Source organism: Paracidovorax anthurii (assembly GCF_003269065.1).
Lineage (GTDB): Bacteria > Pseudomonadota > Gammaproteobacteria > Burkholderiales > Burkholderiaceae_C > Paracidovorax > Paracidovorax anthurii.
This window is the reverse complement of record NZ_QLTA01000001.1, coordinates 1-13,790: the sequence shown is the minus strand read 5'-3', so window position 1 is coordinate 13,790 and position 13,790 is coordinate 1. Positions and strand designations below refer to the sequence as shown.

The following is a 13,790-nucleotide window of genomic DNA, read 5'->3' as shown; positions in this document are numbered from 1 at the left end:
TATGTCAGTGGGCTTCGGCCCGGGACGGCGCCGCGGCGGCCACGTCCTGCGCCGGAGCGGCATAGCCGCCGCCCAGCGCCCGGGAGAGTCGGGCCTGGCTGTCCAGGCGCCGCGCGGCCAGGTCCACCGCCTGGCGGCGCTGCTGCAGCACGCTGGTCTCGGCGGTGAGCACGTTCAGGTAGTTGCCCAGGCCGGCCCCGTAGCGCTGCTGCGCGATGGCGTAGGCGTTCTCGGCGGATTGCTGCGCCCGCTGCTGCTCGGCCGTCTGCCGCTCGATGGAGCGGGCCGAGGCGATCTGGTCGGCGGCCTCGTGGACGGCATCGAGCAGGGCGGCGTTGTAGCTCTCCACGGCGGCGTCCACGTCGGCGGCCTTGCCGCGCAGGTTGGCGCGCAGCTGGCCCGCCTCGAAGATCGGCAGGCGGATCGCCGGGCCCACGCCCCATTCGCGGCTGCCGCCCTTGGCGAAGTTGTCCAGCCCCAGCGAGGACAGGCCCACGAAGGCGGTGAGGCTCACGTTCGGATAGAACTGCGCGCGCGCCACGGCCACGTCCTGCGTGGCGGCCTCCACGCGCCAGCGCGCGGCGGCGATGTCGGCGCGGCGGCCCAGCAGGTCGGCCGGCAGCGTGGCGGGCAGGGCGATGGGCCGCAGCGATGCGAGCGGCGGCACGGCCAGCGCCTGCGCCGCGCCCGGCTGGCCCACCAGCGCGTCCAGTGCGTTGCGGGCCAGCGCGGTTTGCTCGCGCAGCGCCTCGATCTGCTGGCGCGTCTCGGGCAGGCTGCCCTCGCTCTGCTGCTCTTCCAGGCGCGTGTCCAGGCCGGCGGCCACGCGATCGCGCACCAGGGCCAGGGTCTCGGTGCGCTGCGCGAGCGTGCGCTCGGCCACCTCCGACTGCGCCTGCAGCCGCGCCAGCTCCACGTACTGGCGCACCACGTTGGCGGCCAGCAGCACCCGCGCGGCCTGGGCATCGGCGATGGCGGCGTTGGCGCTGCCCACGGCGGCGTCGATCGCCGCGCGGTTCTTCCCGAAGAAGTCCAGCTCCCAGTTGCCCGTGAGGCGGCCCGTGGCGCTGTTCTCGGTGCTGCCGGCGAGCGGCGGGGGGAACTGGCCGTTGGCGCTGTAGCGCTGGCGGGTGGCGTCCAGGCTGCCGTTCACCTGCGGGTGGTCCGCCGCGCGGGCGGTCTCGGTGAAGGCTTCGGCCCGTGCGATGCGCGCCTCGGCGAGCTTCAGGCTCGGGCTCTGGGCCAGGGCCTGATCGACGAGCGCGTCGAGCTGCGCATTGCCGAAGCCGCGCCACCAGTCGGCCGCCACGGCGGGGTCGGCGAAGGCGCGGGCGGCATCGGCCACGCCCTGCGCCTGGGCCGCGAGCCCGAGCGACGCGGCGTCGCGCATGCGGGCCTGGGGCGCGATGCCCGACATGTCTGCGCAGGCCGTGAGGCCCAGCAGTGCGAAGGCCAGGGTGCCGAAATACTGCGCCGCGCCGTGCCAGCGGGGCGCGGCGGAGAGGGCGGGGGAGGGAGCCAGAAGTTTTTTCATGTTGTGCGTGCTCTCTGGGGAAAAGGCGGAGGCGGGCTTACTCGCCGTCCGGCGGCGGCAGCCGCGTGCCGAGGTTGTCGTAGATGCGGCCCAGGTATTGGCGGAACTGGGCGGTCTCCGCGTCGCTGAAGCCGTGCAGCGCGGTCTGCTGCAGGTCCGTGAGCAGGTCGGGCAGTTGCCGGGCCGTGTCCAGGCCTTCGGGCGTGAGCGCCAGATTGACCACGCGGCGGTCCTCCTGCGATCGCTCGCGGCGGCACAGGCCCTTGGCCTCCAGCCGGTCCAGCAGCCGGGTCATGCCGCCGGCGTCGAGCTGGCAGCCGCGCGCCAGGGCGGCCACGGTGCTCTCCTGGCCGGGGGCCAGGAAGAGGCGCAGCAGCGGCTTCCACTGCGCGTCGGTCAGGCCCAGGGGCTCCATGCGCTGGTCCACCGCGCAGGCCATCAGGTTCACGATGCGCCGCATCTGGTAGCCCACGCTCTGCTCGATGAACTCGGGATCGACGGAATCGTTCGAAGAAGTCATGGACGCGACATTAATTGACTAATCAAATAATGTCAATGGCAAGGGCTTTCCGTGCTGCGGGATCCGCGGCGGAGGGTGGCCGGGCGGGAGGGGAAAAAGGGGGCTCAGGCGCCCCGGGCGCACAGGCGAGCGAAACGCGGCAGCAGCCCGGCGGCCTCGGGCGTGGCGCGGACGGCATCGCCCAGCCGCTGCGGATCGTGGCCGGCCGCGCGCAGCTCGGGCGCGAGGGTGTCGATGTAGCCCTGCATCGCCGCCGCGCCGAATTCCGGATGGAACTGCACGCCCCAGGCGCAAGGGCCCACGCGGAACGCCTGGTGCGGCTCGAACGCGTTGCCCGCGAGGCGCACCGCGCCGGGTGGCAGGCGCCGCACCGACTGATGGTGCACGACCTGCGCGGCGAAGGCCGCAGGCAGCGGGGCGAAGAGCGCATCGCCGGCGGCCGCGGCCGGCTCGGGGTGGACTTCCACGGTGCCGATCTCCAGCCCGTCCGGATGGTCCGCCACTTCGCCGCCCAGCGCATGCGCGAGCAATTGGTGGCCGTAGCAGATGCCCAGCACGGGCGTGCGCGCCGCCACCGCCCGCGCCAGCCACCGGCCCAGCCCCTCGCTCCAGCCGGCGCGATCCGTCACCATGGCGTGCGAGCCGGTCAGCACCACGCCGGCGATGGCGCCGGGCTCGGGCAAGGGTGCGCCCGCGGCGGCGTCCACGACCGTGACGGGCAGGCCGCCGGCCTCCGCCGCGAGCCCGGTGCGCACCCAGTCCGCGAAGTCGCCCAGGCGGCCGCGCAGCACCTCGAAGGTGCCGCCGGTCCGGGCGATCACGATGGGAAGGGGGGTGGCGGCGGATGAGGGCATGGCGGCGTGGGTGGGTCAGTGGTGGCCCGTGCGGGCCAGGTAGCGCTTGCGCCAGAACAGCGCCACGAGCGCGACGGCGATCACGGTCATCGAGCCCATCGCCCACCAGAAGCCGTCCTGCTTGTGGATGAGGGGGATGAACTCGAAGTTCATGCCGAAGATGCCCGCGATCAGGTTCAGCGGCAGGAACACGGCGGTGAGCGCCGTGAGCGTGCGCATGATGTCGTTGGTGCGGTTGCTCTGCACGCTGAAGTGCATCTGCACGGCGGTCTCGGTGCTCTGCTCCAGCCGGCGCACGTGGTGCACCACGCGCTCGATGTGCTCCAGTACGTCGCGGCTGCGCACCTTGAGCAGGTCCAGCTCGCGCAGCGCCGCCACGCTGTCGGGCAGGACCCAGGTCTCCAGCGTGTCCACCCAGTCCTGCACGGCGGCGCGCTGGTCCTCGCAGATCTCGTCGAGCTGGTGCAGCGTGAGGCGCGCATCCAGCAGGGCGCTCCAGTTCGCGAAGCGCGCGCGCGGCTTGAGCAGCTCGCCCTGCCAGTGGTCGAGCTGGCGCGACAGCTCGCGGCGCAGGTCGAGGTAGTTGTCCACGATCAGGTTCACCACGCGCAGCATCAGGTCCGCCGGGCTGGTGGGCAGGCGCGAGCCGGGCACGGGGCTGGTGCGCAGCTCGCGCGCCAGGGTCTCCGAGGGCGGCGCGGGCATGCCCGCGGCGGGCTCGGTGGGTGCCGGGGCGGGCGGTGCCGGCGGCTGGGACGCCGCGAGCAGGCGCGCCGCGAACGCATCGCGCACCGTGCAGTCGCCCGGGTGCACCGACAGCAGCACCTGGTCGAACACCGCGAAGCCCACGGGGCTGGTGTCGATGCGGCGCAGCACCGGCGGGCCGGAGCGCTTGCCGGCCCCCGCGCCCGCCGGGGCCGGCACCGTGTTCGTGTCGCACTGCGTCGCGCTCAGGCGGCGGAACACCAGCACGTCGTATTGCGAGGTGTAGTCGTAATGCGAGGGCAGTTGCGCATTGAGCAGGTCCGACACGTGCAGATCGACGAGCTGCTGGCCGGCCAGCGCCTGCAGCGCGGCCTGCAGGGCAGGCAACTGCGCGCCGAACGCCGCGCGCGTGCAGGCGATCCACACGAAGCCCTGCGCGGGCAGGCGCTGCGGGATGGCGTCCAGCTCGCGGACGCCCTGCGGCTGGATGTGGAAGGCGCGGATGGCGCCGGGGGCGTCCTGCGTCAAGCCGGGCTCCCGCCGGGTGTGCTGGGCGGCATGCCGCGCCTACTTCCGCAGCAGGCGCGCCGCATCGCGCGCGAAGTAGGTGAGGATGCCGTCGGCCCCGGCGCGCTTGAAGGCGAGCAGCGCCTCCAGCATCACCGCGTCGTGGTCCAGCCAGCCGTTGGCGGCGGCGGCCTTGAGCATCGCGTACTCGCCGCTCACCTGGTAGGCGAAGGTGGGCACGCGGAACTCGTCCTTCACGCGGCGCACCACGTCCAGATAGGGCATGCCGGGTTTGACCATCACCATGTCGGCGCCCTCGGCGATGTCCAGCGCCACCTCGCGCAGCGCCTCGTCGGTGTTGCCCGGGTCCATCTGGTAGACGTTCTTGTCGGCGCGGCCCAGGGCGCCGCGCGTACCCACGGCGTCGCGGAACGGACCGTAGAACGCGCTCGCGTACTTGGCGCTGTAGGCCATGATGCGCGTGTGGACGTGGCCATGCGCCTCCAGCGCCTCGCGGATCGCGCCGATGCGCCCGTCCATCATGTCGCTGGGCGCCACGATGTCCACGCCCGCCTCGGCGTGCGTGAGCACCTGCCCGACGAGGATCTCCACCGTCTCGTCGTTCAGGATGTAGCCGGTGTCGTCGAGCAGGCCGTCCTGGCCGTGGCTGGTGTAGGGGTCCAGCGCCACGTCGGTCAGCACGCCCAGTTCGGGGAACTCCTTCTTCAGCGCCCGCACCACGCGCGGGATCAGCCCGTCGGGGTTCAGGGCCTCCTTGCCGTCGGGCGTCTTGAGCGCCGGGTCGATCGAGGGGAACAGCGCCAGCGCCGGGATGCCCAGGCGCGCGCAATCCTCGGCCACGGGCAGCAGCAGATCGAGGCTCAGGCGGTCCACCCCGGGCATCGAGGGCACGGCCTGCCGCTGGTTCGTGCCTTCGTGCACGAACACGGGGTAGATGAAATCGTGCGGGGAGAGGCGGTGCTCGCGCACCAGATCGCGGGTGAAGGCATCGCGGCGCAGGCGGCGCGGGCGGTGGACGGGAAAGGGCGCGGGGCTGGAGAGGTGCATCCCGAAATTGTGCCCCCATTCGGCGCGCCGGGATGTTCCCCCCGCCCGAGGCCGGCGGGCGCGGCGGCACGTACACTGCGCGGCATGCTCTGGGTCAAAGCCTTCCACATCGTCTTCGTGGCCAGCTGGTTCGCGGGCCTCTTCTACCTGCCGCGCATCTTCGTGAACATCGCGATGGTGCCGCCGGACTCCACGGCCGAGCGCGAGCGGCTGCTGCTGATGGCGCGCAAGCTGCTGCGCTTCACCACCCTGCTGGCCGCGCCGGCGCTGGCGCTGGGCCTGTGGCTGTACCTGGGCTACGGCATCGGCAAAGGCCCGGGCAACGGCTGGATGCACGCCAAGCTCACGGTGGTGCTGCTGGCCGTGGGCTACCACCATGCCTGCGGCGTGCTGCTGCGCAAGTTCGCCACCGGCCGTAACCGCCATGGCCACCAGTGGTTCCGCTGGTTCAACGAAGTGCCGGTGCTGCTGCTCGTGGCGGCGGTGGTTCTGGTGGTCGTCAAGCCCTTCTGAAGCGCGCGCGGGCTGCAGTGCACAAGACCTCCGCCTGGCCGCTCGCGCTGATCTACACGGCGCTCATCGTCTTCGCCAGCCTGTTCCCGTTCGAGGGCTGGCGCGAGCAGGGCATCTCGCCGCTGGTCTTCCTCACCGCCCGCATCCCGCCGCCCTACTGGACCTGGTTCGACGTCAACATCAACGTCGCGGGCTATGCGCCGCTGGGCTTCCTGCTCGCGCTGGCGCTGCTGCGCACGGGCTGGCCCCGCGCCGCCGTGCCGGTCGCTCTGCTGGCGGGTGCGGCGCTGTCCATGCTGATGGAGCTGCTGCAGATCTACCTGCCGCGCCGCGTGCCATCCAACATGGACCTGGCCCTCAACGCGGCCGGCACCCTGATCGGCGCGCTCGTGGCCGCGCTGCTGGAGCGCCTGGGCGCCATCGCGCGCTGGAGCCGCTTCCGCGCGCGCTGGTTCGTGCCCGATGCCAGCGGCGCGCTGGCGTTGATCGCGCTCTGGCCGCTGGCGCTGCTGTTTCCCGCCGCCGTGCCCTTCGGCCTCGGGCAGATGTGGGAGCGGCTGGAGGCCGCGCTCGCCGACACGCTGGCCGACACCCCTTTCCTCGAATGGATGCCCGTGCGGGAGGTGCCGCTGGAGCCCCTGCTGCCCGGCGCCGAGCTGTTCGCCGTGCTGCTGGGCCTGCTCGTCCCTTGCCTGCTGGGGTACTGCGTGATCCGCCCGGTCGGCCGCCGCGTGGCGTACGTGCTGTGCATCGTCGCCGCCGGCGTAGGCGTGACCGCGCTCTCCGCCGCGCTGAGCTACGGCCCCGCGCACGCCTGGGAATGGCTGGGGCTGCCGGCCCGCGCGGGCATTGGCGCGGGGCTTGGCGCAGCCCTGCTGCTCGTGGCGTTGCCGCGCCGCGCGGCCGGGGCGCTGCTGCTGCTCGTGCTCGTGTGGCACCTCAACCTGCTCAACCAGGCGCCGACCAGTGCCTACTTCGCCGAAACCCTGCTGGCCTGGGAGCAGGGGCGCTTCATCCGGTTCTATGGTCTGGGCCAATGGCTGGGCTGGCTCTGGCCCTACGCGGCCCTGGTCTACGTGGTGCAGCAGGTCGCGCGCCGCGCGCCTCGCGAGCCCGATACCCGCATCGGCTCCTACTGAATCCGCGAACCATTCCGCCTTCAGGCCACCAGAAGCTGCCGACGAGAGCGCAGTCGTGCGGAGCTCCTCCAGGCAACGCCGTGGCCCGGCCGGTATCCCAGCCCGGCTGGCCATGCCCGGCGCCTTACATCACGGCGTGGACGGCATCGCTGAGTCGGCCCTGGAATACAGGCATCGCGAGAGATGCTCGCAAAACAGGTCCGGCTCCTCCAGCATCATCATGTGACCACAGTTCGGCAGCACGGCATCGCTGCTCGCGCCTTGGCGAACCCAGCTGGGTACGTTCCAGCCTTGCGCGGATCTGCTGCCGGCCAGGAGATGGAATGGAATGCCGCGTTCCATGATCTGCCGCACTGCTTGCAGGTAACCCGGAACGGCGGTTTCCTCCACCACGGCGCGAGCCATCAGCCACAGCGTCGTGGCCGTCTGGTTGTGCAGGATGCACTGCGCCATCTGCAGTCGCTCCGGGGTGGCCTCGATGTCGCCTCGGGACAACCATGCCACCGGATCACCCTGGATACCCCGCAGTTCGGCGGCCCATTCGTCTGGCTGCATTGCGGCGATACGGCGGCACATAAAGGCGTCGTCCAGCGTGAAATTGCCTTCAACGCTGACGATGCTTTTCACCAACTCGGGCACGCGAGCCGCTGTCAGCACCGCAACCGCCCCACCCACGCTATGGCCGAGCAGATGGCATGGCCTTGCTACCTGCGTGCGCAGAATGCCCGCCAATTCATCGGCCTGTGCCGACAGGCTCAGTTGTGTCTGGGGCGCCTGGTTGCCATAGCCCAGCAGGTCTGGCGTCAGCACCGTGATTCCCGGCATGCGCTCTGCCGGATCGAAGTAGTGCAAAGGTCCGAACAGCCCATGCACCATGACCAGCGGAATATTCTGCGGCATCTTGCTTCTTCCTTTCATACGGTTTCGCAATCAAAAAGATAACTGCGTTGCTTCGCCTTGCCGTGCTGTAGCACTGTCTGCGGCTTCGCGCCTTGTTCTCTCTTTGATTGCAAACCCGTATCAGACATTCGTTGGAGCGGACGCGGTCTGGCCACCCGCCTGCCGTCCGTGCAGCGCATTCAGTGGCATCAGGACCAGATAGACCAGCGCGAAAATGAGTGCGCAGGCGGGCAGGCCGATATGGCTGGTCAATATGCCCCCCAGGGTGCCGGTCACCAGCATGCCCAGATACACCCCCGCATACTGGAACGTGGCCACCAGCGCCATCTGGTCGGAGGGCGTGACCTCGACCAGATCGGACTGGTACTTGAAAAACAGCACTTCCCAGACGAACATGAAAACGAAATAAAGAAAATAGCTGGCGACAGGCTGCCCGACCATGGTCGCTCCGCCCATTGCCAGCAATGCGATCCCGCTCAGCATCACCCTGGCTGGGCGGCCCAGGATGATCTTCTGCTTGACCAGCCAGACAAACAACAGCGCGCCCAGCAGCGCGGAGCCGGCGCTGATCATCTGCAGATAACCCACCCAGGACTGATCGAGCCGCAGGACGTGGGAGGGCAGGGTGACGCGCGAGACGTTGAAGAAGCCCTGGAAGATGCTGACGAAAATCAGAAAGGCGAAGAAATGGCGGCGCAGGTTGGCATCCGCGGCCAGCAACCGCCTCAATTGGACGAGCGGATTGCGCAGTCGCGCTGCAGCAGTCGCTGAAGCGTCGACCGGGGCCGCTTGCTCCGCCGGCAGCAGACGGGCCGCCACCACTGCGAGCAAAAAGCCGGCGCATACCATCGCATTCGCGACTTGCGGAGTGATCTCGCTGCGGTAGAAGGCAAGAGCAATGCCCGCCACGCCACCCGCGATGAACTGCGCGGTCAGCGTGATGGGAACGGCGTACTTCACGTCGGCGGTGGAAAAATACCGTTTGATCGCCACCGTGCGTGCGACCCGCTGCAGAGCGTCGAGAAAGCCGATCACCAGCGCCGCCACGAGCGCGAGCCAGATGTGCCGATCGAGCAGACCAAAGCACAGCAGCGCGCAGGCCGCACAGAGGACATTGCAGAGCAGCAGCACCTTGCGGGGAGAACCCGCATTGGCGATGCGGCTGATCAACAGGCACAGCAGCACGGGCACGACCATCGGTGCCAGCAACACCCATTCCGAGAGCAGCACATTGCCTGTGCGCTGATAGACGAAATAGGACAGGTAGACATAGCTGAACACACTCGCGGCTATCGAGGACAGGTTGACTGTCCACAGAACGGCGCTGAGGCGCCGTGGATCGATCGATGGATTCATCTGGCCCCTCTCTTTCACAGGCAGGAATGGCGGTCGCGCGGTGCGGGTGTGGTCAAGCGTTTCTCCGGCTCTGTTCAGGAATGCGATGGCAGGCGCTGCTCCAGCCCGTCCAGGAGCCTGTAAGCGGCACGCTTGAGCGCGGCCGGAGTCGGGCTCGTCAGGAAAGCCTGTCCGGCGTAGTTCATCAAGCCACCGGAAATGTCGTAAGGCGCCATCGGGCTGCCCGGTACGATCGACTGCGCGTACTGGATATCCACATTCGCCATGCCATCCAGCAATTCAGGCCAATTCACCCTTTCTGGTGCAAAGCTGCGCGCACTTTGCCAAGGTGTTCCCCTGCTATCGCAGGCGATCAGGGCCACCGAAGCGGCGGCGCAGCGCGGCGGATTCTGTTCAAAGGCCGGGATCTGCGCCGGCTCGCCCAGGATCACGCTCAGGAACAGATCGACATAATCCAGGCCGAACACTTCATCCAGTTCTTTGGCGATCGCCACGCCTCCCATGCGAGCGGCGGTTTCCAGGAATGACACCTGCCCATCCGCCATCAGCTTGAGTTCGGTATGGGTCGCGCAATTCTCGAAACCCAGCGCATCGATGGCGCGCGTGATCAACTGCACGATCTTCTGCTTCTTATCGTCGTTCAATACACAGGGAGCGAGATTGCCCAGCTCGGTGAACGGCGGAATCGTGCGAAGGCGTCCCGTCATCGCCAGCGGGTAGTACACGCCGTCGCGCACCAGCCCTTCCACGCTCAGATAATCGCCGTAGCCATCTTCTTCGTACCAGGACTCGGTGGTGGATTGGATGATTTCTTCCGCGATCAGCTGCGGAAAGCCCTCGTTTTCCGAGAACTCATGCTTGCCCGCCTTGCGCGCGCTTTCGGTGGCGGCGATCAAGCGCGTGATTGCGTCTGGCAATTCCTCCACGCCATGCACGATCTGCTGGCCGATCGAACCGGCGCCGTACGCCAGCTTCACCAATATCGGAAATCTGAGCTCGGCGGCACGCACGATTTCCTGCTCGTTCCGGATGGCCAGGAATGCAGGCTGCGGAATCCCGGCAGCCTGCCAGCATTCACGCATCAAGACCTTGTTGCGGCCCAACTCGATGTTCGGGCCGACCGTGCGCAATCCGAAATCGGCGGCCATCTCGGCCACCGATTTCAGCAGGAATTCAGAGAACGTGAAGATCGCATCGGGCTGTATCCGCTGCGCCAGCGTTCGCACCTGCTGCAATGCCTGTGATGGCGTGATATCGCTGAAATCATGCACCTCGCGACTGTGGCGCCGCAGGATCTCCATATTGGAGGCCGACGGCGGACTGACGATGCAGGTGTACACCTCGCCACGTCCTGCGATCTTGGGAAAGCAATAGTCCAGCGGTGGCCCGGCCGGCGCATAGACATACAGAATCTTCTTGCTCATGGACGACATCCTTTTTCAAGCCGTACCGCGGATCACGCAGAACTTCTCGTCATAGACAAAACCCTCGATACCGGTGCTCTTGCAGTATTGGTAGAGATCGCTGGTGCGGTTGATGAAGCCCGTGCCATTGAAATTCAGCGAGGTATTGCACAGAACGCCAGCACCGGCCACCTGCTTGAACGCGCTCAGCAGGCGGTGCATGTTCGGGTTCTGTGTCGGGTTCACGGTTTGTGCGCGCGCGGTGCCATCGATGTGCGTGATCGCGCGCAGATCGTGGTTGCGCACTTGCTGGAAATACAGCATGTGTGGCGATGGCCCGCTCCACTCGAAATGCTGGCTGACGTCCTCTTCCAGACAAATAGGCGCCACGGGGCGGAAGCCTTCACGTTTCTTGATGTGATTCAGGCGATCGCGCATTCCATCGGTGAAAGGTGCCGCCAGGATCGATCGGTTGCCCAGTGCGCGCGGACCGATCTCACAATGCCCTTGCGTCCAGGCCACGACTTTCTGCTGTGCCAGGAAGGTCGCCACCTGCTGCAGATCGAGCGGATAGACATCCACATCCGGCATGTCAGGCTGATCATCGACGAACGGCCGGTCGGCATAAACATTCCAGCTGACCTTGGCTTTGCCGGTGAACTCGCGCATCGCATCGATTGCGGTGCCGATCGCCGACCCGGTATCGTTGGTGCATGGCGGGATGAACACGTCCTGGAACAGGCCGCTGTTGCGCCACATCGTGTTCCAGTCGCAATTCAACCCGCAGCCCCCGGAAATCAACAGCGGGTAGCCCTTCGTCAAATGCTTCTTGGCATACAGATAGAAGCGGTTGAATATCTCGTCTGAATAGCGCTTCGCCAGGCGTGTGAAGTCTGGATGGTCGAGCCCGATGTTGTAGTACTTGCTCCAGCGCATGTCCTCTTTGGACAGGGTGGCGAGGATGCTGTCGCGCTCAAGCAGGAAATCGGTCAGCTTGCGTTCATCCGCATCCATTTCCCCTGATTGGCCAAACGCGCACAGCGCCATCAGCTTGCCTGGGTCTTCGTTGCGCAGCTTGCCCCTGGGCAGCGTGAAGCTCGGATCTGCCAGGGCGTAGAGGAAGGAGTATTTGTTGCCCGGCGTCATCATCACGCGTCCCAGGCTGCTGACCTGCAGATCGGCATCGATCTGGTAGAAGTCGCCCAGCGCGCCTTCCCACACCAGCACGTAGCATGGCTGCCCCTGCTCGAACGGCGACAGGCCGTAGCTGCACCACAGGTGGGAGCGCTCATGGCTGCTGCTGAAATATTGGACCTCATGGCCGAACATGCGTGTGGCGCGCTGCTGCACCGCCTGCTCGTTCCATCCGTAATAGCCGGCACCGATCGGCGCGTTGGCGGCCAGCGAACCTTTGCCCCAACCGCTGACGGCGAACACGTCCGGCATCACGTCCAGTTGTTCCGCTGCGTACACCATCTGCGCGGGATTGAACACTTCAAAGCGCGGGAAACTGTCTTTCTCCGCTTCCAGAGACCATTCCAGCTTGCCAGCGGCGGCATCGACAAAAGCGATCGCACCGTCGTGGCCGGGCTTCATTGCAAAAATCTTCATGTCTTTCTTTTGTCGGGGAATCAGTGAGCGTTCTTGCCGGGAATAGAGGCAATGCCTACGGCCATATCAGCGCAGCGGATAAATGGAGCTCTGGCGCTTTTTCTTTTTGTTGCGGGAGAACAGGCGGCCGAATACGGTACGCAGCAGGCTCCAGAAGCCTTTTTTTTCAGATTGCACGGATGGCATGTGAACTCCTTTTTTAAAGCGGAATAATGATCATTTCGCCAACTGGGTCGCGATCAGTCGCGCGGCCTCGTCATAGCCCTTGTCGTTGAAATGGACCCGATCAACGAAAAGGTAATCATTGAGTTGCGGTGAATCACGCAGCAATTCGTTCATGTCGGCGAACGCGAGCCCGTTGCTGGTGCAGAAAGTGCGAATCGGATCGACGAATGGGGCGTGGATTTCCGGGCCCAGAATCTTGCTGAACAGGCGCCAGAAATTGTTCGGGCAGCTGTCGATCGCGTGGAAGATGTCCGCCTCTTCCGATGTCAACTGCGGCCGGGTCCAGTAGGCCATCGGCTGCAACACGAAGCTGAGCTTGGCGCCAGAGCCTCCCAGGAGCAGTTGCCATTGGCGCAGGGCATTGGTGACCACCCAGGCAGCGCGCGCGACCCGCGTCGAGGTGTCTGTCTGGTCATCGGTCAGGATGAGGTCGGCGGGATTGTCGTCACCGCGCAGCTTGTCAAGATAGCGAGCGATAAAGCCCTTGCCGCGACGATCCAGTTCAGAAGCGTAGGTGCGGGTCCGCCGCTTCAAGTCGTCGTTGTATTTGTCCATGTAGTGCTGGTACTCGAACGAGTAGTAATAGCGACCGTGGTCAGTCGCCAATTCGTCCGGCAGCCCTTCCAGGGTCAGGGTATTGAGGCCGCTGAATACCACCACATGGTTGATCGGGCCGAACCGATGCTGGTGCATCATGAACAGCAGCAATTCTTGTACTGCGTTGTAGCCGCGTCCGCCCAGGTTCAACCACGGTTGCCCCGTGTGCGCAGCAAGACGGGAGGCCACCGTCCAGGCGTCGCTGGTGGCGCCCGTGCCGAGCGTGGTCGAACCGCCGATCAACAGGTTGACCGGAGCATCGGTCGGCATGTTCTCCACTCCCAGTGGGCGCCCTTGCCAATCGCTGTAGCGGAAACCGAAGCCGTCGGTGTTGATGACCTCAGACCGGTAGTTCGTGTGATGAAAGAACATCGTGTACGGCAGCCAGCGCACACCGAGGTACATGAATTCATCGTATTCCCGGATCTGAGGCGTCAGGCGATAAACCTCCTGGACAGCCTCGTCGTGGGTCAGTGCTTTTCTTTCCATGGTTCTGCTTCTACGGGGGTCAGGTTCTGCGCGCGAATCCGGGGTTTTCCGGAATGCTCTCGCCATCCGTGGCGCTGCCATGCTGCATTCGCAGATAACGGCTTTGTTGCACAAATCACCCCGGCCACACCGATAGACTGAAGGCGTGACGGAAGCAAAGAGCGAGAGGCGGACCAAGTACCGCACGACGAACTGGAAAGCCTACAACGCAGCGCTGAGGGCGCGAGGATCGTTGACGATGTGGCTGGATGAAGGCATGCAGTGGCTCGCAATGCCCAGCGGCAAGCGCGGTCGCAGCGCGACGTTCTCGGACGCAGCCATCCAGTTTTGCTTGAGCATCAAGTGCCTGTTCGGCCAGCCCCTGCGGCA

Annotated in this window: 13 protein-coding genes; 3 read left to right on the top strand and 10 right to left on the bottom strand. The window is 66.5% G+C overall.

All coding sequences use genetic code 11. The annotated features are described in order from the left end of the window. Positions 1-4: 4 nt before the first annotated feature. The 5 genes from AX018_RS00065 to hemB form a co-directional block, all read right to left on the bottom strand. A complete protein-coding gene (locus AX018_RS00065; protein ID WP_111875219.1) occupies positions 5-1,534 on the bottom strand; it encodes an efflux transporter outer membrane subunit in 1,530 nt (509 codons plus the stop codon). Between the two features lie 37 nt (positions 1,535-1,571). Next, positions 1,572-2,054, bottom strand: a complete 483-nt coding sequence (locus AX018_RS00060; protein WP_111875218.1) for a MarR family winged helix-turn-helix transcriptional regulator — start codon at positions 2,052-2,054, stop codon at positions 1,572-1,574. Positions 2,055-2,158: 104 nt separating this feature from the next. Then, positions 2,159-2,908 (bottom strand): glutamine amidotransferase, encoded by a 750-nt coding sequence (locus tag AX018_RS00055; protein WP_111875217.1) that lies wholly within the window; start codon positions 2,906-2,908, stop codon positions 2,159-2,161. A gap of 15 nt (positions 2,909-2,923) precedes the next feature. Then, positions 2,924-4,141 carry a magnesium transporter CorA family protein gene (locus AX018_RS00050; protein ID WP_111875216.1) on the bottom strand — a complete coding sequence of 406 codons (1,218 nt, stop codon included), beginning with the start codon at positions 4,139-4,141 and terminating at the stop codon, positions 2,924-2,926. Between the two features lie 39 nt (positions 4,142-4,180). Beyond that, the gene (gene hemB, locus AX018_RS00045) at positions 4,181-5,188 is read right to left on the bottom strand and encodes a porphobilinogen synthase (RefSeq protein WP_111875215.1); all 1,008 of its coding nucleotides are present in this window, start codon (positions 5,186-5,188) and stop codon (positions 4,181-4,183) included. A gap of 84 nt (positions 5,189-5,272) precedes the next feature. Here hemB and AX018_RS00040 point away from each other — a divergent pair, with 84 nt between their 5' ends. Together AX018_RS00040 and AX018_RS00035 are read left to right on the top strand one after the other, a co-directional pair. Beyond that, positions 5,273-5,701: a CopD family protein gene (locus AX018_RS00040; RefSeq protein WP_111875214.1), complete on the top strand. Its 429-nt coding sequence runs from the start codon at positions 5,273-5,275 to the stop codon at positions 5,699-5,701. Positions 5,702-5,718: 17 nt separating this feature from the next. Next, complete coding sequence (locus tag AX018_RS00035) at positions 5,719-6,840, top strand: VanZ family protein (RefSeq protein WP_111875213.1); 1,122 nt, start codon at positions 5,719-5,721, stop codon at positions 6,838-6,840. Between the two features lie 129 nt (positions 6,841-6,969). On the opposite strand, the gene AX018_RS00030 is transcribed toward AX018_RS00035, so the two are convergent. The 5 genes from AX018_RS00030 to AX018_RS00010 form a co-directional block, all read right to left on the bottom strand. Continuing rightward, entirely contained in the window at positions 6,970-7,740 is a 771-nt protein-coding gene (locus tag AX018_RS00030; protein ID WP_111875212.1) for an alpha/beta fold hydrolase, read from the bottom strand. 120 nt (positions 7,741-7,860) lie between these two features. Next, positions 7,861-9,096 (bottom strand): MFS transporter, encoded by a 1,236-nt coding sequence (locus AX018_RS00025; RefSeq protein WP_111875211.1) that lies wholly within the window; start codon positions 9,094-9,096, stop codon positions 7,861-7,863. A 74-nt stretch (positions 9,097-9,170) separates the two neighbouring features. After that, positions 9,171-10,520, bottom strand: coding sequence for an ATP-grasp domain-containing protein (locus AX018_RS00020; RefSeq protein WP_111875210.1), 1,350 nt, complete (start codon positions 10,518-10,520; stop codon positions 9,171-9,173). 15 nt (positions 10,521-10,535) lie between these two features. Continuing rightward, the gene (locus AX018_RS00015; protein WP_111875209.1) at positions 10,536-12,110 is read right to left on the bottom strand and encodes a carbamoyltransferase C-terminal domain-containing protein; all 1,575 of its coding nucleotides are present in this window, start codon (positions 12,108-12,110) and stop codon (positions 10,536-10,538) included. A gap of 216 nt (positions 12,111-12,326) precedes the next feature. After that, positions 12,327-13,421, bottom strand: a complete 1,095-nt coding sequence (locus AX018_RS00010) for an SGNH/GDSL hydrolase family protein (RefSeq protein WP_111875208.1) — start codon at positions 13,419-13,421, stop codon at positions 12,327-12,329. Positions 13,422-13,566: 145 nt separating this feature from the next. On the opposite strand from AX018_RS00010, the gene AX018_RS00005 reads away from it, so the two are divergent. Beyond that, a partial coding sequence (locus tag AX018_RS00005; protein ID WP_211322335.1) for a transposase occupies positions 13,567-13,790 on the top strand: 224 nt, incomplete at its 3' end.

Bases quoted from the DNA above. Each gene is read 5' to 3' on its own strand.
- AX018_RS00065 (WP_111875219.1), bottom strand. From the start codon at position 1,534: ATGAAAAAACTTCTGGCTCCCTCCCCCGCCCTCTCCGCCGCGCCCCGC.
- AX018_RS00060 (WP_111875218.1), bottom strand. From the start codon at position 2,054: ATGACTTCTTCGAACGATTCCGTCGATCCCGAGTTCATCGAGCAGAGC.
- AX018_RS00055 (WP_111875217.1), bottom strand. From the start codon at position 2,908: ATGCCCTCATCCGCCGCCACCCCCCTTCCCATCGTGATCGCCCGGACC.
- hemB (WP_111875215.1), bottom strand. From the start codon at position 5,188: ATGCACCTCTCCAGCCCCGCGCCCTTTCCCGTCCACCGCCCGCGCCGC.
- AX018_RS00040 (WP_111875214.1), top strand. From the start codon at position 5,273: ATGCTCTGGGTCAAAGCCTTCCACATCGTCTTCGTGGCCAGCTGGTTC.
- AX018_RS00030 (WP_111875212.1), bottom strand. From the start codon at position 7,740: ATGCCGCAGAATATTCCGCTGGTCATGGTGCATGGGCTGTTCGGACCT.
- AX018_RS00025 (WP_111875211.1), bottom strand. From the start codon at position 9,096: ATGAATCCATCGATCGATCCACGGCGCCTCAGCGCCGTTCTGTGGACA.
- AX018_RS00020 (WP_111875210.1), bottom strand. From the start codon at position 10,520: ATGAGCAAGAAGATTCTGTATGTCTATGCGCCGGCCGGGCCACCGCTG.
- AX018_RS00015 (WP_111875209.1), bottom strand. From the start codon at position 12,110: ATGAAGATTTTTGCAATGAAGCCCGGCCACGACGGTGCGATCGCTTTT.
- AX018_RS00010 (WP_111875208.1), bottom strand. From the start codon at position 13,421: ATGGAAAGAAAAGCACTGACCCACGACGAGGCTGTCCAGGAGGTTTAT.